Here is a 25,009-nt window from a genome sequence, read left to right as displayed (position 1 = left end):
TAGGAGAAGGGACATAAGGTGATGCTCTTTTTGGAGAAGGTGTACTAGATCTTACTACCGATATTGATTATATATGGGGGGAAATAAGTTGAAAAGCATTGAAGTTCTAAATACATATATTGAAGGGAGTTCTGTTTCAATCCCTACGTGGTTAAAGCATCTAATTGAGGCAGAGGAGATACATCAAAACTATGAGAATGTACAAGTACTTGGTGCATTAAAAACAGATGCGGTGTTGTACTATGTACACCGTACGCTGCAAGTGTTGGATGGACTGTCTTTAGATGAAGAAGCATATCGTATTATTGAAAAGGTACTAACGTATAGTGAGCTTGCAAAGGTAGGATCTTTAAAACAGCGGGAGCAATGGAAGAAAAAAGGGATTAATCTATTGGTACATAACGAGGGTTCTGCTGATATCTTTAGTGATATTCAGTTTATTGAACGTGTAGAGACAAACTTAAACTCTACTGAGTATTTGTTTATTCATGATTTAATTAGAACACATGGATTAATCGGGCAGTATATACGCGGGGAGGCTCGTTTGGACTCTCATGTTGATTTAATTAACACATATAAAGAAGAATACGGAGACGTTAGGTTAAAGGAGATTCTATACTATCTTAACCAATGCATTATTGAGGGCGTATCAAAAGCTTTGTGGAGTGAAGTGAAGAACGATGTGAAGATTACAATTGATGGTCTGTTTGATGGTTATATGGAGCCATTTACTTCTCGTATACATAGACTCACGCCAAAACATAAGGAGTCAGCATTTGAAAAAGATATAATTATGGGGAGCGAGAAGAGTGACGTTCAAACATTCCTATCTAATAAGGATTTGTGGTATGTAGAACCTTCTATGCATGCTCTTAGCTTTGAGGATATTTGGACAGTTTTTGTTATGTTAAAGAATGAGATAGGCACTAGAAAAGTTCAGCATATACATTTCGAGAAATTGATGCAGCAGCTACATTATGATTTCAAAGGCGAAAAAAAGGACAACGTGTATCGTAAGCGAGTTATTGAGAAGTATCTACGGGAGTACCGTGAGAACGAGAAACCGAATACAACGCATGTTTCTTTTCAGGTTAAAGTCGATGAAGATATGAAGACTGCGTATGTGTCGTTTCGGTTTTCTGCTGTAGGTGAGGCGTTAATTACCTTCTGTGTAGAGGCAGAAAAGATAGATATGATGCATGCTCGGGCAAATGTGCTGCTGTTTGATTTCTTCGGGTTACGAAAGGATGCATATGATAGATTCCATAACGAAGAAGTGTATCTGGAGCATATGAATAGCTCGGCTGATGATAAACGAATTATTCTTGATTATATAAAGGGAGATACGATTGTAGATGTCGGAGCCGGTGGTGGTGTCATGCTAGACATGATTGAAGAAGAGACCGAGGATAAACGAATCTACGGTATCGATATTTCCGAAAACGTGATTGATACGTTGAAAAAGAAGAAGCAGAACGAGGGGCGTTCTTGGAACGTCATTAAAGGGGATGCAATCAATTTAAGCAGCTCATTTGAAAAAGAATCGGTTGATACGATTGTATATTCTTCTATCCTTCATGAGCTGTTCTCTTATATCGAGTATGAAGGTAGGAAATTTAATCATGAAGTAATTAAAAAGGGGCTGCAGAGTGCTTATGAGGTGTTAAAGCCAGGAGGCCGTATTATCATTCGTGATGGCATCATGACCGAAGATAAAAGGTTAATGCGGGTGATTCGTTTTAAAGATGCAGGCGGAATGAAGTTCTTAGAGCAGTATGTCCAAGAATTTAAGGGGCGTATAATCCAGTATGAGGTACTTGCAGACAATACAGTCAAAATGCCTGTTAATGATGCAATGGAGTTCTTATATACGTATACTTGGGGTGAGGATTCCTTTGTTCATGAAGTGCAGGAGCAGTTTGGAATTTTTACGCCAAACGACTATAAGGACTTCGTAAAGGGTATCTTTGGAGATAAAGTAAATATCGTTCAAGCTATGAACTATTTGCAGGATGGATATACAAACCATCTTAGCGAGAAAATCGAGTTTACAGATGAGTCTGGGAATGCTGTTACGCTACCAGATAGTACGTTCTTTATGGTTTTAGAAAAGAGGTAATGATGTTGAAAGACTTTAAAAATATAATTTTAAGAAACTTAATTTAATAGTCTTCAGTTAAATAGCGTATTTTTAGAGTAATGAAAAATTCCTAATTTCTTAACTTTATACCGAGAAACATATCCAAGTGGGGTATTGACGATTAAAACCGGGAATATTAGAACAAATTCGCTAGCTGAAATCTATCGAAACTCCCCTGTTTTTCAAAATCTTCGTAATCCTGACAAGTATAAGGGAAAGTGTGGTGTTTGTGAGGGATCTCGTTCTAGAGCATATGCAATGACGGGGGATTATATGGAAAGTGAGCCTTTCTGCGTATACGTACCAAAAGCATTGCGAAAACAGAAAAAGAACATAAAAAAGGGCTATGAGTAAAAGCTTACTCACAGCCCTTTTTTAATGTTTTATAATGTATAGTACTTCGCATCCGTCATTAAAAATTCGCTACCTATAACTGTTGTACTGAAACAAGTTTTTTACACATGTATTCTACTAAACCGATTTTAATAAAGAATAAAAATTCGTATCATAGGGAATGTCATCTTGATACATATAATTTTTTAGAACGCCTTCTTTTTCAAAGCCTAATTTTAATAGTACTTTATTGGAAGCTTCATTTTCAAGAAATACAATTGCTCCGATCCGCTTTAAATGAATCGTATGGAAACCGTATGATATAACCTCAGAAACAGCTTCAGTCGCATATCCTTGTCCCCAGTGTTCAGGCAAAAAGGCATAACTTATATTGGCTCGTTTATGCTCAGAAGACCAATCGTGAAAACCAATGGTACCGATGAGTTCTTTCTTGTCTTTTAATTCGATTCCCCATTTTATACCGCTTCTTGCATTGTAGCTCAACTTAAAGTTATGAATGATTTGTTTCACTTGATCAACATCTTGTAACGGTTTTTGGCCATAATAGCGCAGTACATTAGTATTAGAAAAGCATTGTAGTATACGTGGTGCATCTTTTTCGGTAAGTTCTCTTAAAATGAGTCTTTCAGTTTTTAATAAAGGAAACATATTTTCGCTCCTTTTCACATGAAAATAGAATGTATTTGTTATTATATAATTTAATCTGAAAATAAAGATTATTCAAGGTGTAAGGGTAGATTTGATTTATGATAAACTTAGATGTGGAATATATTTCAAAAAAGAGGTTTGGAAATGGAAAAAAATTCGATATTAATTGTAGATGACGATAAAGATATTATTCAATTTATTAATGTGAATTTAAAACAAGAAGGTTTTAAAGTTTTTAGTGCTCATAACGGAGAAGAGGCTTTAGAAATAATAAATAATAACAGTATTCAACTTGCTATTTTGGATATTATGATGCCTCAAATGGATGGTATAGAACTTTGTAGAAGGATTAGAGAGAAACATAGTTTACCAATTATGTTTTTAAGCGCGAAATCATCGGATGTAGATAAGGTAATTGGATTTAGTACTGGGGCAGATGATTATATTGTGAAGCCGTTCAGTACAATTGAATTTATAGCAAGAGTGAAAGCTCAATTAAGAAGGTATACATATTTCAATCAAAATGCTCCCCAAGTAATGGAAAAGAAAATAAATATTAGAGGTTTAGAAATAGATGAAGTGTCGAGAACAGTAATGTTATATGGAGAAAGAATCAATCTTACGAAAACTGAATATGATATTTTACACTTAATGGCAGCTGCAAGGAATCGTGTGTTCACAATTGAAGAAATATATGAGAGCGTTTGGAACGAAAGAGCCTATGAAAGTAATAATACAGTAATGGTTCATATCGCAAGATTAAGAAATAAAATTGAAGAGAATCCAAAAGAACCGAAGTTTATACAAAATGTTTGGGGAGTCGGATATAAAATTGAAGATTAAATCATTACAAGGCATTAGAGCTAAGTTTTTTATCGCATTCATATGTAGCATCTTGTTAGCGACTGTAAGTATAATAGTGTTTCAAATTTTAGTTGGAAATATATATAGTCAGGTTAATGTTTTAGAGGAAAAATATTCATTTTTATATTTTATAGTTTTTTTGATTTTTACTACAACATACTTTGCATGTATGACAAAAACACTGATGAAAAGGTTGTCTCAAATTAACAAGAACCTGAAGGAAATAAGTGACGGTAATTTTGAAATACATATACCTATTTTGAAAAATGACGAGATTGGTGAACTAGCGGCAAATGTTAATAGAATGGCGAAAAGCTTAAAAGAGTCTATCGAGAATGAAAAAAAATCACAGGAAATGAAAAATGAAATGATTAGTAATATTTCTCATGATTTACGAACGCCAGTAACATCTTTAATCGGTTATGCGGACCTGTTAGGAAATAAACTTCATTCGAATGGAGAGGAATGTGAACAGTATGTAAGTATATTAAAGCGAAAAAGTTATGAATTAAAACATCAAATAGATGATTTATTAGAATACTGTCAAATAAATTATAGAGAGATTGAATTACATAAAGATGAAGTAGATATGAAAGCATTAATTGAACAAATCATGATTGACTTTGTACCACAATTAGATGATGCTAATATGAGCTTTTATATTAAAGGTGATGAAGTGCTACATGTAGAAGTTGATGTAGCACTTATAGTGAGACTATTTGAAAATGTAATAGGTAATAGTATTATGTATGGAAAAGATGGAAAGGAAATTGCAATTGAAATTTCCAATAAAACAATGAATGTTGAAGTAGAAATTAAAAATTTTGGACAATGCATTCCGAAAGAGGACCTTCCTTACGTTTTTGAGAAATTTTATCGTAGTGGAAAATCACGTAGTTCTCATACGGGCGGGAAAGGAATAGGACTTGCAATTTCAAAAAGTATAGCCGATCTCCATCAAGGGGATATCACTGTACGTAGTAACGATAAAGAAACAGTTTTTACTGTGAAATTACCGCAGTATAAAAAAGTAAGAAAGTCGTAAGTATTTCTTTTATATGTCGTAATTTTTACTTTGTATCATTGAGAAAAAGGATATGAGAGTAGGGACGCGACATGTGGAAGGCATTTTTATTAGTAATTATAGTTTCTTTTTTAATTATAAGTTGGATCTTAGTTTATGTAGCTAATGGTGTTACATCAGTTTTTGTTTGGTGGAGTATACAGGCTTTTAGTTTTATTTCAGTTTTCCTCTTGGTAGGATCAGTAATAATATTTTTTTGGAAAGGCATTTTTAGAAAGCGGATAGATAGAACGCTATTTTTAATCATTCTGTTTTCTATCATTGGAGCTTGGCCTGTCGGTTGGTTTGCTAATATAGGTAGAATTGCTTATCCAGCAGATATACAATCGATGAGTCCTAAAGCAGTAGTTCGTTTTCCTTTGAATGAGCGAGCATTAATAGGTTGGGGTGGTGATCGGTTAGAAATGAACTATCACGTTATAAAACCAAATGAAAGGTGGGCATATGATATTCTCATTCCACCTGCTGAAGTGAAAAGTAGTAAGTTAGAGGATTACGGAATATATGGAGCGAAAGTAATGGCACCAGCTTCTGGGACGGTTGTATCAATTAATAATAATGAACAAGATTTAGTTCCGGGATCGGATAATTTTCAGTCAATGGCTGGGAATCATATTTATTTACGACTAGATGAAACGGGCACATTTTTAATTCTTGCCCATTTAAAGAAAGGATCAATTAATGTGAGAGAAGGACAACATGTAAATGAAGGAGAATTTCTTGCTCAAGTCGGTAACTCAGGAAGTTCAAGTGAGCCGCATTTACATATTCATCATCAAAGGCAAGATCCGTCCAAGGTAAGTATGTTTTTTGCGGAAGGATTGCCACTTTACTTTCGAACTGAAAATGGTGTCATGATGCCGGAAAGAGGGATATACACAAGTGGTAACTAGAAGAAAATCATTTCATCCAAAAAGGGTACTCCAAATTAAAATTGGAATACCCTTTTTTCATTACCCTACAAATGTTTGATACAGTAAGAAGATATTTAAAACGATAACGAGTGCTGCAATTATCCAAGCGATAAATGTTGTTATACGGTGGTTAACGAGTGCACCCATAATCTTTTTGTTACTTGTAAACATAATAAGTGGCACTAGTGCAAATGCAATACCGAATGATAAGACGACTTGGCTCATGACTAGAGCGTAAGTTGGATTTACACCTAAAGCGATAATAACTAATGGTGGAATCATTGTAATAAATCGGCGTAAGTATAACGGAATATGCATGCGAATGAAACCTTGCATAATAATATCACCCGACATTGTACCGACAGAAGAGCTAGATAGTCCTGCTGATAAGAGCCCAATTCCAAACAAAGCAGCTGATATAGGACCTACTAAGTTGGTAAATTGAGTGTAAGCAACATCTAAATCTTCAACGTGCAAGCCGTTTTTAAAGAATAGTGCAGCAGCAACAATTAACATACTTGCATTAATTGCTCCAGCAATAACCATTGCAATAATAATATCGATAAATTCGAAACGAAAAATCTTTTTCTTTTGTTCATCATTTGTTCCGACCACGCGGCGTTGTGTTAATGCAGAATGCAAGTATATTGCATGCGGCATAACTGTCGCACCTAAAATCCCTGCTGCAAGTAATATACTGTCTACACCTTGGAATTTTGGAATAAATAGTCCTGAAAGAAGGGGACTTAATTCTGGTTTTGCATAAAAAACTTGAATCCCAAAAGCAATTACTACAATGAAAATCATTCCTGTAATAATAGCTTCTAGTGGACGAAATCCTCTACGTTGAAACTCAAGAATAATAAATGATCCGGCTGCTGTAATTAAAGCGGCAGGTAGCATCGGGATTCCAAATAGTAAGTAAAGTCCTAATGCAGCTCCAATAAATTCCGCTAAATCTGTAGCCATAATAACTAGTTCACCTTGTATCCATAAACCGATAGACACAGGCTTTGGAAAGTTTTCACGAGCTATTTCGGGTAAATTGTTTCCTGTAGCAATTCCTAATTTAGCTGATAAAGTTTGGATTAATACAGCCATTAAGTTAGAAGCGAGTATAACCCATAATAGTAAATATCCATATTGTGAACCAGCTGCGATATTTGTAGCAAAGTTGCCAGGATCAATATAAGCAACGGACGCTATAAAAGCGGGTCCTAAAAATGGTAACAGTCTTTTCCAGCCTTTTGTTTCTCCACTTAAAGCTAAGTGAGCTGATTGTACGGTTGTACTTTCAGAAGGGAGATGTTCATCTTTTGTTATATCTTTATTCATAGTAGTTTTCCCCTTTAAAATGTTAACTTGATGAAATTATTGTATTTATTCTTACTCATTATTTCAATACATTTAGATATGTTATGTGATAATTTCATTTGAACACGAAAGTTTCCTTAATGCAAATTATATGCCTTTATGCAATGGATGGTGTGATAACGTAAAATAAATTGGGAGTTTATGGTGTGATGACGTGGGGAAACATAATAAATTAAAGGGTCAATTTTGAAATTTATGTGAACATAAAGCCGATAATCCAGCATATTAATTGATGGAATTGCATTTGTATGATATATAATATATTGGGATTACAACATAACCATAGTGTTTTGATGTGTAATCTTGTTTTTTATTTTTGTTAACTGATAGAAAATAGTATAAAGAAAAGAAAATGGGATTCATTTTCTTATTATATATGTTTTGATATGAACGTTAACTTATACATGATTTTAAAAATTAGATAGGTGGTAGAAATACATTGGCAACTACAAAACCATACAGAGTATTACTATATTACATGTACACAACAATTGAAAACCCAGAAGAATTCGCGGCAGAGCATTTAGAATTTTGTAATTCACTTGAATTAAAAGGAAGAATTCTTGTGGCGAAAGAAGGTATTAACGGAACTTGTTCTGGAACTGTAGAACAAACAGAGAAATACATGGAAGCAATGAACAATGATCCACGTTTTGACGGTATCGTATTTAAAATAGATGAAGCTGATGGTCATGCATTCAAGAAAATGCACGTGCGTCCTCGTCCAGAGTTAGTTACACTTCGTCTAGAAGATGACATTAACCCACACGAAATAACTGGGAAGTATTTAGAGCCAAAAGATTTTTATGAAGCAATGAAACAAGAAGATACAGTTATCATTGATGCACGAAATGATTATGAGTTTGATTTAGGTCACTTCAAAGGTGCGATTAAACCTGATATCGAATCATTCCGTGAATTACCAGATTGGATTCGTGAAAATAAAGAAGTACTTGAAGGTAAAAAGATTTTAACTTATTGTACAGGCGGAATTCGTTGTGAGAAGTTTTCTGGTTGGTTAGTTCGTGAAGGCTATGAAGATGTAAGTCAGCTTCACGGCGGAATTGTAACGTACGGAAAAGACCCAGAGGTACAAGGTGAGCTTTGGGATGGACAATGTTACGTGTTCGATGAGCGTATTGCTGTACCAGTAAACCAAAAAGAACATGTTATCGTTGGTAAAGACCACTTTACAGGTGAACCTTGTGAGCGCTATGTAAACTGTTCAAATCCAGAATGTAATAAGAAAATTTTATGTTCTGAAGAAAACGAAGCGAAATATTTACGTGCATGTTCTCATGAATGTCGTGTAAGTCCACGTAACCGCTACGTAATACAGCATGAATTAACGGAAGAGCAAGTAGCTGCTGCATTAGAGCAAATCGAAGCAGGGAAGTAAACTGAATTCGTATAATAAAAGGGGTACTCCAAGTTTAATTTTGGAGCACCCTTTTTTTATTATCCGGTCCTGTTATTTGTCGGTTTTTGTCGGTAAGTCGATATATTAAAAAAATTGCTGATATATTTCGAGTTGCGCCGATATAATGGGAAAATCGCTGATAAAAATTCACTTACTGCAGCGGGCTAAGAATTTGAAAATAATCTTTTTTAATTTTTATCTTCTTTCTCTTTAACGGCAGAAAGTACCGTTTGTTTTACCCAAGCTTTTCTTCGTTTATGTTGTAGACCCCATTGGTATAAACTTTGGGCTCCTAAAATAAGTGAAATGACAATGCCGCTAATCGCAATTAATAGAGCGAAAAATTCAAGAGGTGACGATATTTTGTTTGAATCGGTGTTTCTTAAAAGGTCAATCATAGTAAACCCTAACATTTGGCCCACTACAGAGTAGAGCGTTAAAATTAATAATAAAAGGCTATCTTTTTTAGAGGCGACATTTTCTTGATATTTAAACAAACTATCAAGATTTTGTTTCGCGTTCGAGTATAGAACCTCAATATTAAAAAGTTTTCTTAAGCGGAAGAAAATATCTTCACTCTGTGATTGGGATACTAATTCTAAAGAAAAATAATTAGCAGTGAACGAATTGATCGAATAAATTAATTTCTCTATTTCATTAGTATCTTGTTCAATATTTAGCTCAGCATAGGCGTTCGCCATTTTTAATAAAACAATTTTATGGAATAGGTTTAATAATAAAGCGTAATAAAATTCCCCGTACATTTGACTAGCAAGTTTAGCGATTTCGCGTTCTCCTTCATTTGTTACACATGTAAAAATATGTTCTTCCATTATGAAATAACGATTTGGAGCCCATCTCTGGTAAGCGTGTTTTTTTAAATAGTCATGAATGTAAGGAAGGTTATTTGCGCTCACATATGGCTTACCATCACTTGTTAATCCGGAAAGACTAGAAGTACGATAAACATCCACTTTATTAAGCTCCATACCTTCTTTTAGTGACAATAAAGTTTGGACGTACATTCTTTGGTCTTCGAAGAAAGGGAAGGTTTGAAAGTATGAACTTCTTAATCTCTTCTTTTCAAAGAAATCAGTTACACCATGAAATACATAACCAAAAATGAATTTTTCAACTTGGGAATACTTTTTTCCGTTACATTCAATACAAATAGTCTCATTTGTATCATTTTTAGTTTCAAGTACACGGAAGCGAGCAGCGAATTCGATTGCTTCAGATAAAGTCATGTTTGGAGCAGTGTTTACTTCTGTTCGAATTGTTAAGAAGCCAAGTTCATAAGGACAAAGTGTGACATCAATAGAGTGTATCTTGAATGGAATTGAAATAAGGTTTGTTGTTAAATGTCCAGTTAAGTTAAGGTCCTTTGAATAACGTTGCAAGCCCTTTTGATGCTCTGAGTGAGGAAAGAGAATTTTATTTGTAAATGAAAGATAGTATGCTTCCATATTTTGATGTGAAACTTTAAACTCCCCATAATATGTATTTTCATCATCGAGATGATCGAGCCGAAAAGGACGAAAATCGTTTTTTTGTAAGAAAGGGAACATCTCTTGTTCATATCCAGCTTTAAACGAAAACGGGAATATAAATTGAAATATAGCTGTTGCTACACCTTTTTCCTCAATTGATTGTATTGCCTCCATCTACATTGTGTCCTTTCCATATATGCTATAGAAACAACATGCCCAAATTTATTTGAAAATAACCACTCTTTTATACTCAATTGAGAGTGAAAATTCAGCTTATTTAGCAGGGAACATGTATAATGTTATGTATACTAAAAGTTATAAAATTGTATTTTGAAAAGGGGGATGCTGTATGCGGATTTTAGTATTAGGCGCTGGTGGAGTCGGAGGATTTTTTGGTGGCAGATTAGTCGAGAAGGGAGAAGATGTCACGTTTCTTGTTCGTAGTAAACGGAAAAAACAATTAGAGGAAAGAGGACTTGTAATCCGAAGTGTTAACGGGGATTTTTCCTTCCGACCGAAATTAATAACGAAAGAAGAGCGAACTTCTCCATTTGATGTTATTTTATTTTCAACAAAAGCGTATCACTTAAACGAGGCAATTCAAGATTTGAAGCCGTTTGTTGGCGAAAATACTGTAATCATTCCATTGTTAAATGGTATCGCTCATTTATCGCTATTACAAAAAGAATTCGGCGAAGAAAAAGTAATTGGCGGTTTATGCTTTATCGAGACGACGTTAAACGATCAAGGAGAAATTGTACAAACCAGCGCTGCCAACAGACTTGTGTTTGGAGAAATTAAGTCTCAAAATTCAGAGAGAGTAAAGCATATTTCTAAAGCATTTTCAGGTACGAAATCTAGTTTTGTTTTAAGTGAAAATATTACGCAAGATATGTGGCATAAATATTTATTTATTACTGTAATGTCAGGTGTGACAACGTTAATGCGTGCACCAATTGGACCAATCCGTGAAAGTGAAGGCGGCCGTGATTTTATCCGTAATGTGTTTGAGGAATCTGTACAAATCATGAGAGTATTAGGAGCTCCAGTAAAGGCTAATATTGCCCAGGAACATATGAAAACGATTGATAAAATTTCGTATGATATGAAGTCATCAATGCAACGTGATATGGAAAAGGGTTCGTTTATTGAAGGGAAGCACTTGCAAGGATATTTACTGGATGTAGCAGAGAAATTTTCTATAGCGGCACCATTATTAGAATCTATATATCAAAATTTAAAGGTGTATGAAGAGATGACCTTTAACAAATCCGTAATAGAATTAGATGTATGAAAAAATAAAAAAGATAGCAATATATAAGTGTATTGCTATCTTTTTTATTTTTTTGTATGACAAATTATTTATTTCTTTTCGTTCTATCTGTCAAATTTATTTCCTGTTCACGTTTACCATATAACTGATTAATTTCATTTGCTACTGCATCTAAATATGAATCGGAAAAAATAGGCTTCTTTTCTTTAGACATATGGGTCTCCTTTGCGGATTTTTAATATTCATTATGTATATTTCTCAGCGGATTATGCGCAATCATTTTAATTTTTTTCTTATTAAAAATTTTTGTTTACTTTTTGAAAATAAAGGAGTATTATAATCCACAGTTTCAATTTTCTAAATCGCTGAAACCGCATGGTACGGGGGACCCGTTTTTACGGATTAGTACATAATCCGATGGGGTGAATCCTTGAAAAAGGTAGGGCTACTCATAGGCCCGAATCCGACAGCTAACCTCGTAAGCGTTATATTGAGAAGGAAGGTGGAGCTTGTGCGACAAAAAAAATAATGTCTACAAGTCTATTTCGCTATGGCTTGTAGACATTTTTTGTTTTCTGAAGAAATCGTTTACTGGCTGTAACAAGCAGAAAAGTTCGTACAAAATTATTGGAGAGTGGACAGCATTGGTTTCATCTATTAAAAGATTTTTAATTGGAAGACCGTTAAAATCAACAGAGCTTGGAGAACAAAAGCTTAATAAAACGAAAGCTTTAGCTATTTTATCTTCTGACGCATTGTCATCAGTTGCTTACGGTCCAGAACAAATTTTAATTGCTTTAGCAGGTGTGGGAGCGATCGCTTATTGGTATTCCATTCCGATCGCTGTTGGGGTATTAGTATTATTGACAGCCCTTATTTTATCTTATCGTCAAATTATTTTTGCTTATCCGCATCGCGGGGGAGCGTATGTTGTATCAAAAGAAAATTTAGGGATGAATCCAGGCTTAATTGCTGGAGGATCTTTATTAGTCGACTATATTTTAACTGTTGCGGTAAGTGTATCTGCAGGTACAGATGCGCTAACATCTGCTTTTCCTAGTTTACATGCACATAATGTAATCATTGCGATTATATTTGTTATATTTATTACGATCTTAAATTTAAGAGGAGTAACGGAATCAGCTTCTGTTTTAGCATATCCTGTTTATTTATTTGTTTTAGCCCTATTTATATTAATTGGTGTAGGCATATATAATATTTTGACTGGTCACGTTTCACCAACTTTACACACGCCGATCGGAACGCCGGTTGCGGGTATTAGTTTGTTTTTACTGTTAAGAGCATTTGCATCAGGTAGTTCTGCTTTAACAGGTGTTGAAGCAATTTCAAACGCAATTCCGAACTTTAAAGATCCTGCGCCAAACAATGCTGCAAAAACATTGCTTGCAATGGGTGCATTACTTGCTGTGTTATTTTCAGGAATTGTATTTTTAGCTTATTATTACGGAGTGACGCCGAGTAAAGAAGTAACAGTTGTTTCTCAAATTGCTGAACAAACATTTGGACGTAATTTCATGTACTATTTCATACAAGGTACAACAGCTTTAATATTAATTCTTGCTGCTAATACAGGTTATTCTGCATTTCCTTTATTAGCGGTTAACCTTGCAAAAGATAAATTCATACCGAGAATGTTTACGATTAGAGGAGACCGTCTAGGTTACTCAAACGGTATTATTATACTTGGAGTTGCTTCGATTATTTTAATTGTAGCTTTCCAAGGACAAACAGAACATTTAATTCCGTTATATGCAGTAGGTGTATTTATTCCATTTACACTTTCTCAAACAGGAATGGTATTAAAATGGCTTCGCGAAAAGCCTGAAGGGTGGGCTTTAAGATTAACGGTTAATTTAATTGGTGCAGTTATTAGTTTTATCGTAATGAGCATGTTCTTTTTAACTAAATTTGCACAAGTTTGGTCGATTCTTATTTTCTTACCAGTTATTATCTTCTTATTCCATCGAATTAAGAAGCATTATGATGCAGTGGGTGATCAATTAAGTTTAAAAACTTGCGAGCCTCTTATTCCAATTGAGGGGAATGTAATTGTCGTTCCTGTAGCAGGTATGACGCATGTAGTAGAAAATTCATTGAACTATGCGAAGTCTCTTTCGGCAGATCAAGTTATCGCTGTATATGTTGCTTTTGACAGAGAAGAAGAAAAGAAATTTGAAGAGAAATGGAAGAAGTGGCAACCTGAAGTAAGGCTTGTTACATTACATTCTCATTATAGAAGTATTATTCAGCCGCTAACGAAGTTCATTGATACAGTGCAATATAAGGCAAGTGAATCGAATTACCGCGTTACGGTCGTTATACCACAGTTTATTCCGAAAAAAGGTTGGCATAACATTCTTCATAATCAATCCAGTTTACTCATACGTGCGTATTTACTTTATAAAAGAAATGTTGTTATTACGACAGTTCCATATCATTTGAAAAAATAAGAAGATTTTTTAAGGATAGTTTCATGAAAATGAAGCTATCCTTTTTGTGTATATGCTATGCATAATTGCATACGGGGTTAAAAATTATATCAATATAATTTTGCCGGTTGTTTGCAAGTAGTGTTTTCTGTTGTGATATGTAGATATTTCAATCGATAAAGTGAATCGGATTATATTTTGAAATAAGGACATGAAAGCTTGAAAATAAAGGGAATGAAAATACTTCTTTACGTTATATAAACAGCTGTGTTTAAATGACCTTACAGTACAAAACTTATATGAAAACAAAACGAAATTTCATATTTACGTATGTTGTTTAGTTTAAAATGAATAATATTTTTATGTAATATATTCACTGTGTGAATGTGGGAATTTCGATGAAATAGAAAATTTATACAATATTATTCATACTAAACACATACGAAAAGTTTTACAACAATAAGTAAGTACTGTAGCAATAACAGTTGGGAGAGATGGTTCATACATAGATCACGGTGAGAACGTTCTCTATTTTAACCATCTCAAATTATGGGCAAGAAAATAGAATAATAAAATGCGATAGTAATAGTTGCTAATACATAGGAGGAGTTAAAGTGAAAAAGACTTTAATTACAGGGTTATTGGTTACAGCAGTATCTACGAGTTGCTTCATTCCTGTAAGCGCTTACGCTAAGGAGGGGCAAACGGAAGTGAAAACAGTATATGCGCAAAATGTAATTGCTCCAAATACATTATCCAATTCAATTAGAATGTTAGGATCACAATCACCGCTTATTCAAGCATACGGATTAATTATTTTGCAACAGCCAGACATTAAGGTAAATGCGATGAGTAGCTTAACGAATCATCAAAAGTTTGCAAAGGCGAATGTACGAGAGTGGATTGATGAATATAATCCGAAGCTAATTGACTTAAATCAAGAGATGATGAGATACAGCACTAGATTTAATAGCTATTATAGTAAGCTCTATGAACTAGCAGGAAACGTAAATGAAGATCAGCAAGCAAAAGCAGATTTTATGAGTGCATATGGAAAATTACAATTGCAAGTACAGAGCATCCAAGAGAGTATGGAGCAAGATTTATTAGAGTTAAATCGATTTAAAACAGTATTAGACAAAGATAGTAACAACTTATCAATTAAAGCCGATGAAGCAATAAAAACACTACAAGGATCAAGTGGAGATATTGTGAAATTAAGAGAAGATATTAAAAGAATTCAAGGAGAAATTCAAGCTGAACTAACTACTATTTTGAATAGACCTCAAGAAATCATTAAAGGTTCTATTAATATCGGTAAACAAGTATTTACAATCACAAATCAAACTGCACAAACGAAAACAATTGATTTTGTTTCTATCGGTACTTTAAGTAATGAAATTGTAAATGCTGCAGATAGTCAAACGAGAGAAGCAGCTCTTCGCATTCAACAAAAGCAAAAAGAGTTATTACCACTTATTCAAAAGTTATCACAAACTGAAGCAGAGGCGACTCAAATTACATTCGTTGAAGATCAAGTAAATAGCTTTACAGAATTAATTGATCGTCAAATTACAACTTTAGAAACGTTATTAACGGATTGGAAAGTTTTAAATAATAATATGATCCAAATTCAAACGAATGTTGAAGAAGGCACGTATACAGACAGTAGTTTACTTCAAAAACATTTCAATCAAATTAAAAAAGTAAGTGATGAAATGAATAAGCAAACAAATCAATTTGAAGATTACGTTACAAACGTTGAAGTACATTAAACAGAAAAATAATTAGCGATATAGGGAGAGAAGAAAAATGACAAAAAAACCTTATAAAGTAATGGCTCTATCAGCACTGATGGCAGTATTTGCAGCAGGAAATATTATGCCGGCTCATACGTATGCAGCTGAAAGTACAGTGAAACAAGCTCCAGTTCATGCGGTAGCAAAAGCTTATAATGACTATGAAGAATATTCATTAGGACCAGAAGGCTTGAAAGATGCAATGGAAAGAACAGGTTCAAATGCTTTAGTAATGGATCTGTATGCTTTAACAATTATTAAACAAGGTAATGTTAACTTTGGAAATGTATCGACTGTTGATGCAGCTTTAAAAGGAAAGGTGATTCAGCATCAAGATACAGCTAGAGGAAATGCGAAGCAATGGTTAGATGTATTAAAGCCACAGCTTATTTCAACGAATCAAAACATCATTAACTACAATACGAAATTCCAAAACTATTATGATACTTTAGTTGCTGCAGTTGATGCAAAGGATAAAGCGACTCTTACGAAAGGCTTAACTAGATTATCAAGTAGTATTAATGAAAATAAAGCACAAGTGGATCAGTTAGTAGAAGACTTGAAGAAATTCCGAAATAAAATGACTTCGGATACGCAAAACTTCAAGGGTGATGCAAATCAAATTACATCTATATTAGCTAGTCAAGATGCAGGGATTCCGCTTCTGCAAAATCAAATTACAACGTACAATGAAGCAATTAGTAAATATAATGCAATTATTATCGGTTCATCTGTTGCGACAGCTCTAGGACCAATTGCAATTATCGGTGGTGCAGTAGTTATTGCTACGGGCGCAGGAACACCGCTAGGAGTAGCATTAATTGCAGGTGGTGCAGCAGCTGTAGGCGGTGGTACAGCTGGAATCGTATTAGCGAAGAAAGAGCTTGATAATGCACAAGCAGAAATTCAAAAGATAACAGGACAAGTTACAACTGCGCAATTAGAAGTAGCAGGATTAACGAACATTAAAACACAAACAGAGTATTTAACAAATACAATTGATACTGCAATTACAGCGTTACAAAATATTTCAAACCAATGGTACACAATGGGATCAAAATACAATTCTTTACTTCAAAATGTAGATTCTATTAGTCCAAACGACCTAGTTTTCATTAAAGAAGATTTAAACATTGCGAAAGATAGCTGGAAAAACATTAAAGACTATGCAGAAAAGATTTATGCTGAAGATATTAAAGTAGTAGATACGAAAAAAGCATAATCGAATACGAATCGTTAGAGCGTTAAGTGTTGATGAATGATTTGAAGCTCCTGTTCAGTTGTGAGCAGGAGCTTTTGATATCCTTATAAAGAGAATAGGTGAAAAATATGCAGAAACGATTTTATAAAAAATGTCTTTTAGCGGTAATGATTGCTGGGGTGGCAACGAGTAACGCATTTCCTTTACATCCTTTTGCAGCAGAACAAAATGTAAAGGTGCTACAAGAAAATGTGAAAAACTATTCTCTTGGACCAGCTGGATTCCAAGAAGTAATGGCACAAACAACATCAAGTATATTTGCAATGGATTCATATGCAAAATTAATTCAAAATCAACAAGAGACGGATTTAAGTAAAATAAGTTCGATTAATAGTGAATTTAAAGGGAATATGATTCAGCATCAAAGAGATGCCAAAGTTAATGCAGCATATTGGTTAAATAATATGAAGCCTCAAATTATGAAAACGGATCAAAATATTATTAATTACAATAATACTTTTCAATCGTATTATAATGACATGTTAATAGCGATTGATCAAAAGGATAGCGGAAAATTAAAAGCGGATTTAGAAAAGTTGTATGCGGATATTGTAAAGAATCAAAATGAGGTAGATGGATTATTAGGGAATTTGAAAGCTTTTCGCGATAGAATGGCGAAAGATACAAATAGTTTCAAAGAGGATACAAATCAGTTAACAGCGATATTGGCAAGTACGAATGCTGGTATTCCAGCTTTAGAGCAACAAATAAATACATATAACGATTCAATTAAAAAGAGTAATGATATGGTCATTGCTGGTGGCGTACTTTGCGTAGCGCTAATAACATGTCTTGCTGGCGGGCCAATGATCGCGGTTGCGAAAAAAGATATCGCAAATGCAGAAAGAGAAATCGCTAATTTAAAAGATAGAATTTCAGGAGCGCAAGCAGAAGTCTTAATTTTGACTGATGTAAAAAATAAAACAACAAACATGACAGAAACAATTGATGCAGCAATTACAGCACTACAAAACATATCAAATCAATGGTATACAGTAGGTGCAAAATATAATAATTTACTACAAAACGTAAAAGGAATTAGTCCGGAAGAGTTTACGTTTATAAAAGAAGATTTACATACAGCGAAAGATAGCTGGAAAGATGTAAAGGATTATACAGAAAAATTACATGAAGGCGTGGCGAAGTAAACAGTGGACTAGTTCTGCTGTTTATTTTTTTATCCTGTTTTTTGTGAGAGTTGAACTTGCAATTATATATAAGTTTGTCATGTGTTTTATCCATGTGTGTATAAAAATCTTCTCGTTATCGCTCCCTTTGATAGAATCTATTTTTATATGGTTTTTTACCGAATTTTTTTAAAATTAAATTTTATAGCTTGATAATTCATTTAAAATGATTTAATCTTATGTCAAATGATATGTTTATCTATCAAAAATGCTTTTGTAAAGATAAAGGAGTGATTGAGAATGTTAAACGCCCCATTGATGGTAAGTCTTTAGGTACAGCAGCATTGAAAAGATTGGGAAGAACTGAGTGAGTTTTCACAATAAAGAACTCTATAACTTTATGTAGTGTTTGATACCCTTCGATTAGATTTTTTGAAAAACAAATCAATATTAATTGAATCAAAGTTTAGAAATTAAATATATGAGTAGTAGAAAAAATCCATTAGTTGTTATCATGTCCTGATAAAAAAATGTAAAAAATAGAAAATGGAAATTCTGAGAAAACCTGTTCAGAAAGTATGGTATGAAAGTAAGTTAGTGAGGGGAATTCAAAACCAATTTAATAAAAGCGAGGTAAATAATATGACTTTTGAAGAAAAATTACAAGCATATGCAGAACTTACGGTGAAAATCGGTGTCAATATTCAACCAGGGCAATACTTATTAGTCAATACATCAGTGGATGCATTGGATTTCGCCCGTATAGTTGTGAAAGAGGCTTATAAGGCTGGGGCAGGGCGTGTTCATGTTAATTTTTCGGATGAAGAAATGGAACGTGCTTACTTTGATTATGCCTCAGATGAAGAATTTAATCGCTTCCCAGAGTGGATAGTCAAAATGAATGATGAGCTGATCGAATGTAAAGGAGCACTATTAATGATAGATGCTACAGATCCTGATAAATTTACAGGTATTTCATCTGATCGTCTAGCTACCTATCAAAAGGTAGCAGGAGCTGCTCTGAGAAACAATCGCAACGCCGTAATGAAGGATTCAATAGCTTGGTCGATGGTAGCAGTTCCTTCACCAAAGTGGGCATCGAAGGTGTTCCCAGGTTTAGCAACTGAGGATCAAGTACCAGCATTATGGGAGGCTATTTTTAAAGCTGTTCGTATTGGTGACGGCAGTGCTATTGAAAAATGGCGTGAACATGTAACAAATTTAGAATCTCGTGCGATCCTACTGAACGATAAAAAATATATGAAGCTTCACTATACAGCGCCAGGTACTGATTTAACAATTGCATTAGCACCACAGCATAAATGGGTTACTGGAGGTGGTAAAACTCCTGATGATACTATCTTTATGGCTAATATGCCGACAGAAGAGGTTTATACGTTACCGATGAAACAAGGTGTAAATGGCTATGTAAGCAATACAAAACCATTAGTTTATCAAGGGAATATTATCGATGGCTTTAAACTGACATTTGAAGAAGGAAAAATTGTTAAAGCTGAAGCACAGGTAGGACATGATTTATTACAAGAGCTTATTAATGTGGATGAAGGCTCTTGCTATTTAGGTGAAGTAGCACTTGTACCACATGAATCACCAATTTCAGCATCGGGAATTTTATATTTTAATACATTGTTTGATGAAAATGCATCGAACCATTTAGCGATTGGTAAAGCTTATCCAACTTGCTTAGAGGGTGGAAGAGATTTAGAAAACGATCAGCTTGAAACGTTAGGGGCAAATATTTCAGTAACACATGAGGACTTTATGATTGGCAGCAGTGAGATGGACATTGACGGTATTCTACCAGATGGAACTGTAGAACCAATTTTTCGTAAAGGTAGCTGGGCATTTTAAGTTTTTAATTTGAATAAAGGAGTAGAGTGGATGAAACGGTTACTAAGCATAATTGGTGCAACTATATAGGTGTTTCATCTGCTTTTGCTTAGGCTGAAAACTACCTCTTTAATTAGAAGTAAAATGCATGCAAAGGAGATAGGCCAATGAATTTCTGGGAAGTTGTTTTGATAGTAGTGAATTTTAGTCTATTGAGTTGGATACTGTTAATAGGCAGAGAAACGAAAAAGTGGTCTAAATTAGCTACTTTGATTGCCGTTGTAATGGTTACAGTTCAGTTATTGGCAGAAGGTTTTAGGTGGCAGATGATTCCGGCATATGTATCCCCAGTTATCTTAATTTTATGCTATTTATTAGCTGGGCGGAAAAAGGGCTTTAGAAGTTCGGGTATATTCATAGTTAAGACTTCGTTACTATGTATCTATTTGTCTGTAGCAGTTGCGCTACCCTTACTTATGCCAGTATTTTCATTTGAAGAACCAACTGGTCCACATAGGGTCGGTACGAAGCTATATCATTGGGTTGATCATCAGAGAAATGAACCATATTCAAAAAACCCAAACGATCGGCGCGAACTGATGGTGCAAATTTGGTATCCTGCAGCTGAAAAAAGCAAGGGGGATCCAGAACCTTATATTCGTAACATAAATGAGCTCTCCAAGGGATTGGAAAAAACATTGTCTATTCCTGCATTTGCATTCAGCCACATGGAATTGGTAAAGTCTCATTCGTTTATGGATTTACAACTCTCAGACTCAGAGAATCACTATCCCATATTACTCTTCTCTCATGGTTTTAATGGTTTTCGTAATCAAAACACGTTTCAAGTTGAGGAGTTGGCTAGTCAAGGATATATTGTTCTAAGTATCGATCATACCTTTGATGCTGCAGCTACCGTCTTTCCAGGTGGTCGAACTGCTTACGTACAGCCCATCAATTTAACTGATGAAGGAGATAGTCACATAAAATTATGGGAGGAAGATGTCAGCTTTGTCCTTAATCAGATAGAGAAACTTAACGAAAACGATGAGACCGGTTTCTTTACAGGAAGACTGGATACCTCGCGAATTGGAATGTTTGGCCACTCTTACGGTGGAGCTACCGCAGCACAAATACTTGCAAAAGATTCTCGTGTCAAAGCAGCTATCAATATGGATGGTACATTGTATGGTGAAATCTTGCCTGAAAGTGGCATTGGAAAACCATTTCTGCTCATGAATGCAGAAGAGCCTGATGAAGCAGATCCCTTTGAAGTGAGGGAGCGATACGGACGTGGGTTAGCTGGCGGTGGTATGTCAATAGTCATTCCTCATACGGATCATACAAGCTTTACCGATTTACATTTGTTCTCACCTCTGTTGCAGAGCCCAGGTGAAAATCCAAAGGAAGTTCATCGTATTATTAACGAATTCAGCCTGGCATTTTTTGACCAGTATGTAAAACAGAAGGATGACGGCTCAACCCTTAAAAGGCTGATAACCAAATACCCAGAAGTGAATTTTAAAATAAACCGATAACTTTATGCAGAAAGTAACTCGTACCATTTCCTTTGGCTCTTGTATTTATTACATTAAAGAATTTAATTTCTTCATCGTTATCTAAATAATGAAATGCTAAAAATGAAACATTCAAAGTACTATCAGTTTCAGGAATATAATTCTTTTTGAAAAGCTACATTCAGCAGCTGGACACTTTATTTGAGATTGTTTATTATAATATCAAATGATATATTTATCTATCAAAAATGACGACTTTATACAGAAAAAGGGAGAGATTGACGATGAAGAAAGACTTGTCAGCGTTGAAGGAAGCGAGATTTAATGCAATTCTTGATTCAGCTACTATATTGCTTGTTGAAAATCCTACTGCTTCGATGAATGAAATTGCGGAATATGCGGGAATTGGAATTGCTACACTCCATCGCTACGTCGAAAGCAGGGAGAAATTGATGCTGTTCTTGGGCCATCGGGCTATACAACTGGTAAGTGATACTGTAAACCAGATTCCACTGGATGAGGAAAGAAGCGAAAACTATATCCCGGAACTCATTGAAGCGTTAATCCCTTTAGGTGACAAAATCTATTTTCTAGGTCATGATGCATCTGTATTTAACAACAAAGAATTAGGTGAAGCAGAAGAGAAGCTGAGGGAACCCTTAAGACGCGTTATTGAATTGCTACAACAAAGAGGTTACTTTCAGCAAACAGTTAGCAGTGAATGGATTTTGAATACGCTTTATGCTCTGCTTTTCCATACCTGGGAACAGGTACATGAAGGAAATGTGGCTAAAAAATCTGCTGCAGAGCTTGTTTTAAATACATTTTATTATGGTTTCAAAGCTAAGGATGAATTGAGAGGGAAGTGAACTGATTCAAATCCATGATAATTAATATTAATAATATAGAAAGTGAAAAGGAGCAATAGGATAATGAATAAAATCTCTATTGTAAAGGCTGTTCATCAATCCATGGTCGGCGCCCAGCTAAATGTAATGGCATTGGAATACATGGCGTTTCCACTTGCAGGATCTGAGGAGAAGAACACAGTCGATTGGACATTTTGTAAGCTATGGCGGCAGGAGAACAACCGTTTTAGTCATCAATACGCCTATGAAGCTCAAATGGACGGGAAAACTTTAGGGATGATTACTTGCTATCCCATACCCGTTTTAAATCGTCTTGCCTGGCCCACTTTTAAACAGCTGCTTTCGTTCCGGAAGCTGGGTTTTGTTGTTTATAACATTCTGAATATCAAAATGCTTTATTCCATGTTTACCTTGAAGGAGGGAGAAGATGACGAGTTTCACATCGGAACAATTGCCTTACTGCCCGAAAGTCGAGGACTAGGGATAGGTACCAGATTAATTGAGTTTGCTGAGGAACAAGCTTCGCTGCAAGGCTTTGCCAAATGCTCTCTGACGGTAAAGAAAGAGAACCAACTTGCCATTAAATTGTATCAGAGGATAGGCTACCAGATTACAGGTGAAATCAATAAACCAAAGTTATCGTTGTACAGAATGGTCAAAAACGTAGAACCTTACAACCATTTATAAAAAATTTGTACAGTATTAGAGGGTACCAGCACATGCCCATAAGCTTAAGGATTCAAAATTACCCCAAAGTAAAAAATGTACATTTTTTACAAGTTAACACAAAATTTTAGCTTGATAGTGATGGGATGAGGCTTCTATATAAAAAAACACAGTTTACACTCAAACTGTGTTTTTTCGACGTATAATGCTTTATCAACATCTCTTTTTATTCTTTAAAATCTGCAACAGAACCAGGCCCCTCCTCAAAGTATAAATTCCAAGGGAGGAACCGTTTTTTTATTTACTTATATACGTACAGCTGTACCACTGACAGCAACCATTAACATTCCATCACGTACAACTTCGTAATCTACGTCAATACCAACGATAGCGTTCGCACCTTTTTGTTTTGCAAGTTCTTTCATTTCGTCCATTGCAATATCACGAGCGTCTTTTAGCTTACTTTCATAAGCACCAGCACGGCCACCGACAACATCACGAACTGAAGCGAATAAATCGCGGACAATGTTTGCACCCATAATAGCTTCACCATTTACAATATCAATATACTCAATAATTTCTTTACCTTGAATTCCAGACGTTGTTGTTACAATCATAACCGATACTCTCCTAATAAGTTGTAGTTTTGATAAGATTTCTTATGCTTTAGAAAAAGTGGTTCTGGTACCAAAAATACTCGATAGAAACATAGAGTATTTTTGCATCAAAACCTTCAATTACATATGTCTTGTTATGACATATGCAATTAAATAAAAGGAATAAAATTGTTTAACATATGTATCGCTATAACATATGCAAGGGATCTATTAGAAATAAGATAAGCCGCAGTAAGCATCACCGTACCAGGTAAATATATAGCAAGATCCGAAAGTTGATTTGAATGAAGACCTGCAAAAATTATAATCGAAACGATGGATGCAATAGCAGTACCAACATATTCCGAAAAACGATTCACTAATATATGACGAAATATGATTTCTTCAATTATTGGCCCTATAATCCCAAATAGAAGTAATGTGAATATAATAGGCACCTCTGCGCCCCTTGTAAGGACCTGTTCTTGGTTCTCTGGCTGACCTATGTTTAGAAAATGCATAATAGAATTTTCCACAATTACCATAAGTAAAACCACCATAGGAATGCTTACTATTTTCAAAATTGTTTTCTCTTTAAAATAAGTAAAACTTTCAATAATTTCTTTCCTAAAGAAAATTATTCCTACAATAGCAGGTACAGTCAAACCGATGGCACTAAGAGCAAATTCTGATTCAACTAAATTACTGTTAGTTAAAAGTGATAGGCCAAATAATATGAACAAGCCAATTTGGAGTAGTGCAAACATTGTATAAACTATTAGCATAATAATTTCTTTTTTATTCATTTTTATAAAGTTCACTTTATTACCTCCATAATTAAGTTACTTAGAATCTTTGATTTTTCTTGCTGCATTAGGTTCTCCTTCTAAAATATATTTATTTAATACCGAACCGGACCGTTCGGTTCGGAAACTAATGATACTATAAGTTTCTAGTTTTTTAAACCCCTTTTATAAATTATTAATAAAATAAAAATGGTAAATAACAAATATATTTATATCTCAGTTGCTTATTTACAAGCAAATTTCAGTACTCATTAATTTTTGACAATTAGCTTTTTATAGAATGAAGTGATAAGGCTTTTAACTGCAAGGACTGCGGGAGATATCCTAATATACGAAGTGAAAGTGGGAGTAGTTCAAACACTTTAGCTAAACATATTAATAAAAATTATATATAATAATCATAGTCTATACGTTAAAATTAACTATATATTTTTACACCTTCTACAATTGTAGGTGAAATTAGTTGTATAACAGGACTGAATTAAATAATTGGACATGTTAATTTT

General features: G+C 34.5%; 20 protein-coding genes, 1 pseudogene and 1 riboswitch. Of the genes and pseudogenes, 15 read left to right on the top strand and 6 right to left on the bottom strand.

Translation table 11 applies throughout. The features are described from left to right. Positions 1 to 73 precede the first annotated feature (73 nt). Positions 74 to 2,119 carry a class I SAM-dependent methyltransferase gene (locus tag ACTFO4_RS08270; RefSeq protein ID WP_440013512.1) on the top strand — a complete coding sequence of 682 codons (2,046 nt, stop codon included), beginning with the start codon at positions 74 to 76 and terminating at the stop codon, positions 2,117 to 2,119. Between the two features lie 117 nt (positions 2,120 to 2,236). Then, positions 2,237 to 2,494, top strand: a pseudogene (locus tag ACTFO4_RS08265) (SPASM domain-containing protein); the annotation flags it as partial. Between the two features lie 117 nt (positions 2,495 to 2,611). On the opposite strand, the gene ACTFO4_RS08260 reads toward ACTFO4_RS08265, so the two are convergent. Next, on the bottom strand, positions 2,612 to 3,142 hold the full coding sequence (locus ACTFO4_RS08260; RefSeq protein ID WP_017673941.1) for a GNAT family N-acetyltransferase: 531 nt from the start codon (positions 3,140 to 3,142) through the stop codon (positions 2,612 to 2,614). Positions 3,143 to 3,286: 144 nt separating this feature from the next. Here ACTFO4_RS08260 and ACTFO4_RS08255 point away from each other — a divergent pair, with 144 nt between their 5' ends. The 3 genes from ACTFO4_RS08255 to ACTFO4_RS08245 all read left to right on the top strand — a co-directional run bounded on the left by ACTFO4_RS08255 (position 3,287) and on the right by ACTFO4_RS08245 (position 5,983). Further along, entirely contained in the window at positions 3,287 to 3,985 is a 699-nt protein-coding gene (locus tag ACTFO4_RS08255) for a response regulator transcription factor (RefSeq protein ID WP_000414517.1), read from the top strand. Further along, positions 3,951 to 5,051 carry a HAMP domain-containing sensor histidine kinase gene (locus tag ACTFO4_RS08250; protein WP_224201336.1) on the top strand — a complete coding sequence of 367 codons (1,101 nt, stop codon included), beginning with the start codon at positions 3,951 to 3,953 and terminating at the stop codon, positions 5,049 to 5,051. The genes ACTFO4_RS08255 and ACTFO4_RS08250 overlap by 35 nt, the downstream gene beginning before the upstream one ends. A gap of 71 nt (positions 5,052 to 5,122) precedes the next feature. Beyond that, positions 5,123 to 5,983, top strand: a complete 861-nt coding sequence (locus ACTFO4_RS08245) for a M23 family metallopeptidase (protein ID WP_000265296.1) — start codon at positions 5,123 to 5,125, stop codon at positions 5,981 to 5,983. A gap of 60 nt (positions 5,984 to 6,043) precedes the next feature. Here the strand turns inward: ACTFO4_RS08245 and ACTFO4_RS08240 are convergent, their stop codons facing one another. Beyond that, on the bottom strand, positions 6,044 to 7,339 hold the full coding sequence (locus ACTFO4_RS08240; RefSeq protein WP_048656561.1) for an Nramp family divalent metal transporter: 1,296 nt from the start codon (positions 7,337 to 7,339) through the stop codon (positions 6,044 to 6,046). 478 nt (positions 7,340 to 7,817) lie between these two features. Here ACTFO4_RS08240 and trhO point away from each other — a divergent pair, with 478 nt between their 5' ends. After that, entirely contained in the window at positions 7,818 to 8,777 is a 960-nt protein-coding gene (gene trhO / locus ACTFO4_RS08235) for an oxygen-dependent tRNA uridine(34) hydroxylase TrhO (RefSeq protein WP_000246231.1), read from the top strand. 209 nt (positions 8,778 to 8,986) lie between these two features. Here trhO and ACTFO4_RS08230 read toward each other — a convergent pair whose 3' ends face one another. Beyond that, positions 8,987 to 10,462, bottom strand: a complete 1,476-nt coding sequence (locus ACTFO4_RS08230) for a hypothetical protein (protein ID WP_224201337.1) — start codon at positions 10,460 to 10,462, stop codon at positions 8,987 to 8,989. Positions 10,463 to 10,637: 175 nt separating this feature from the next. Between ACTFO4_RS08230 and panE the strand changes: the two genes are divergently transcribed. Beyond that, positions 10,638 to 11,582, top strand: a complete 945-nt coding sequence (panE, locus tag ACTFO4_RS08225) for a 2-dehydropantoate 2-reductase (protein ID WP_001221912.1) — start codon at positions 10,638 to 10,640, stop codon at positions 11,580 to 11,582. A gap of 64 nt (positions 11,583 to 11,646) precedes the next feature. Here panE and ACTFO4_RS08220 read toward each other — a convergent pair whose 3' ends face one another. Beyond that, the gene (locus tag ACTFO4_RS08220; protein WP_000031873.1) at positions 11,647 to 11,775 is read right to left on the bottom strand and encodes a hypothetical protein; all 129 of its coding nucleotides are present in this window, start codon (positions 11,773 to 11,775) and stop codon (positions 11,647 to 11,649) included. 139 nt (positions 11,776 to 11,914) lie between these two features. After that, a riboswitch (cyclic di-AMP (ydaO/yuaA leader) is annotated at positions 11,915 to 12,061 on the top strand. Between the two features lie 144 nt (positions 12,062 to 12,205). Between ACTFO4_RS08220 and ACTFO4_RS08215 the strand changes: the two genes are divergently transcribed. The 8 genes from ACTFO4_RS08215 to ACTFO4_RS08180 all read left to right on the top strand — a co-directional run bounded on the left by ACTFO4_RS08215 (position 12,206) and on the right by ACTFO4_RS08180 (position 23,122). After that, on the top strand, positions 12,206 to 14,032 hold the full coding sequence (locus ACTFO4_RS08215; protein WP_440013603.1) for an APC family permease: 1,827 nt from the start codon (positions 12,206 to 12,208) through the stop codon (positions 14,030 to 14,032). Positions 14,033 to 14,625: 593 nt separating this feature from the next. Further along, positions 14,626 to 15,786, top strand: coding sequence for a non-hemolytic enterotoxin NHE subunit A (gene nheA, locus ACTFO4_RS08210; RefSeq protein ID WP_000751828.1), 1,161 nt, complete (start codon positions 14,626 to 14,628; stop codon positions 15,784 to 15,786). A gap of 37 nt (positions 15,787 to 15,823) precedes the next feature. Then, entirely contained in the window at positions 15,824 to 17,032 is a 1,209-nt protein-coding gene (gene nheB / locus ACTFO4_RS08205) for a non-hemolytic enterotoxin NHE subunit B (protein WP_000162976.1), read from the top strand. 107 nt (positions 17,033 to 17,139) lie between these two features. After that, a complete protein-coding gene (gene nheC / locus ACTFO4_RS08200; protein WP_078421602.1) occupies positions 17,140 to 18,219 on the top strand; it encodes a non-hemolytic enterotoxin NHE subunit C in 1,080 nt (359 codons plus the stop codon). A gap of 621 nt (positions 18,220 to 18,840) precedes the next feature. Beyond that, a complete protein-coding gene (locus ACTFO4_RS08195; RefSeq protein WP_017673936.1) occupies positions 18,841 to 20,070 on the top strand; it encodes an aminopeptidase in 1,230 nt (409 codons plus the stop codon). 146 nt (positions 20,071 to 20,216) lie between these two features. After that, positions 20,217 to 21,587 carry an alpha/beta hydrolase family protein gene (locus ACTFO4_RS08190; RefSeq protein WP_017657309.1) on the top strand — a complete coding sequence of 457 codons (1,371 nt, stop codon included), beginning with the start codon at positions 20,217 to 20,219 and terminating at the stop codon, positions 21,585 to 21,587. A gap of 263 nt (positions 21,588 to 21,850) precedes the next feature. Then, positions 21,851 to 22,435, top strand: a complete 585-nt coding sequence (locus ACTFO4_RS08185; protein WP_000710981.1) for a TetR/AcrR family transcriptional regulator — start codon at positions 21,851 to 21,853, stop codon at positions 22,433 to 22,435. Positions 22,436 to 22,498: 63 nt separating this feature from the next. Then, complete coding sequence (locus tag ACTFO4_RS08180; protein ID WP_001033856.1) at positions 22,499 to 23,122, top strand: GNAT family N-acetyltransferase; 624 nt, start codon at positions 22,499 to 22,501, stop codon at positions 23,120 to 23,122. Between the two features lie 284 nt (positions 23,123 to 23,406). Here the strand turns inward: ACTFO4_RS08180 and ACTFO4_RS08175 are convergent, their stop codons facing one another. Continuing rightward, entirely contained in the window at positions 23,407 to 23,718 is a 312-nt protein-coding gene (locus ACTFO4_RS08175) for a heavy metal-binding domain-containing protein (protein WP_000637505.1), read from the bottom strand. 149 nt (positions 23,719 to 23,867) lie between these two features. After that, positions 23,868 to 24,518, bottom strand: coding sequence for a CPBP family glutamic-type intramembrane protease (locus tag ACTFO4_RS08170; RefSeq protein WP_001009308.1), 651 nt, complete (start codon positions 24,516 to 24,518; stop codon positions 23,868 to 23,870). Positions 24,519 to 25,009: the final 491 nt, after the last annotated feature.

The sequence above is a fragment of the Bacillus cereus group sp. MYBKT14-1 genome (assembly GCF_051915185.1).
Lineage (GTDB): Bacteria > Bacillota > Bacilli > Bacillales > Bacillaceae_G > Bacillus_A > Bacillus_A cereus.
The sequence above is the reverse complement of the archived record's forward strand: the minus strand, read 5'-3'. Positions and strand labels throughout refer to the sequence as shown.

Coding starts and splice junctions, on each gene's coding strand:
- ACTFO4_RS08270 (WP_440013512.1), top strand. CDS start 74: ATGGGGGGAAATAAGTTGAAAAGCATTGAAGTTCTAAATACATATATT.
- nheC (WP_078421602.1), top strand. CDS start 17,140: ATGCAGAAACGATTTTATAAAAAATGTCTTTTAGCGGTAATGATTGCT.
- ACTFO4_RS08250 (WP_224201336.1), top strand. CDS start 3,951: ATGTTTGGGGAGTCGGATATAAAATTGAAGATTAAATCATTACAAGGC.
- ACTFO4_RS08195 (WP_017673936.1), top strand. CDS start 18,841: ATGACTTTTGAAGAAAAATTACAAGCATATGCAGAACTTACGGTGAAA.
- panE (WP_001221912.1), top strand. CDS start 10,638: ATGCGGATTTTAGTATTAGGCGCTGGTGGAGTCGGAGGATTTTTTGGT.
- ACTFO4_RS08260 (WP_017673941.1), bottom strand. CDS start 3,142: ATGTTTCCTTTATTAAAAACTGAAAGACTCATTTTAAGAGAACTTACC.
- ACTFO4_RS08230 (WP_224201337.1), bottom strand. CDS start 10,462: ATGGAGGCAATACAATCAATTGAGGAAAAAGGTGTAGCAACAGCTATA.
- ACTFO4_RS08190 (WP_017657309.1), top strand. CDS start 20,217: ATGAATTTCTGGGAAGTTGTTTTGATAGTAGTGAATTTTAGTCTATTG.
- ACTFO4_RS08180 (WP_001033856.1), top strand. CDS start 22,499: ATGAATAAAATCTCTATTGTAAAGGCTGTTCATCAATCCATGGTCGGC.
- ACTFO4_RS08240 (WP_048656561.1), bottom strand. CDS start 7,339: ATGAATAAAGATATAACAAAAGATGAACATCTCCCTTCTGAAAGTACA.
- nheB (WP_000162976.1), top strand. CDS start 15,824: ATGACAAAAAAACCTTATAAAGTAATGGCTCTATCAGCACTGATGGCA.
- ACTFO4_RS08185 (WP_000710981.1), top strand. CDS start 21,851: ATGAAGAAAGACTTGTCAGCGTTGAAGGAAGCGAGATTTAATGCAATT.
- ACTFO4_RS08245 (WP_000265296.1), top strand. CDS start 5,123: ATGTGGAAGGCATTTTTATTAGTAATTATAGTTTCTTTTTTAATTATA.
- ACTFO4_RS08220 (WP_000031873.1), bottom strand. CDS start 11,775: ATGTCTAAAGAAAAGAAGCCTATTTTTTCCGATTCATATTTAGATGCA.
- ACTFO4_RS08175 (WP_000637505.1), bottom strand. CDS start 23,718: ATGATTGTAACAACAACGTCTGGAATTCAAGGTAAAGAAATTATTGAG.
- ACTFO4_RS08255 (WP_000414517.1), top strand. CDS start 3,287: ATGGAAAAAAATTCGATATTAATTGTAGATGACGATAAAGATATTATT.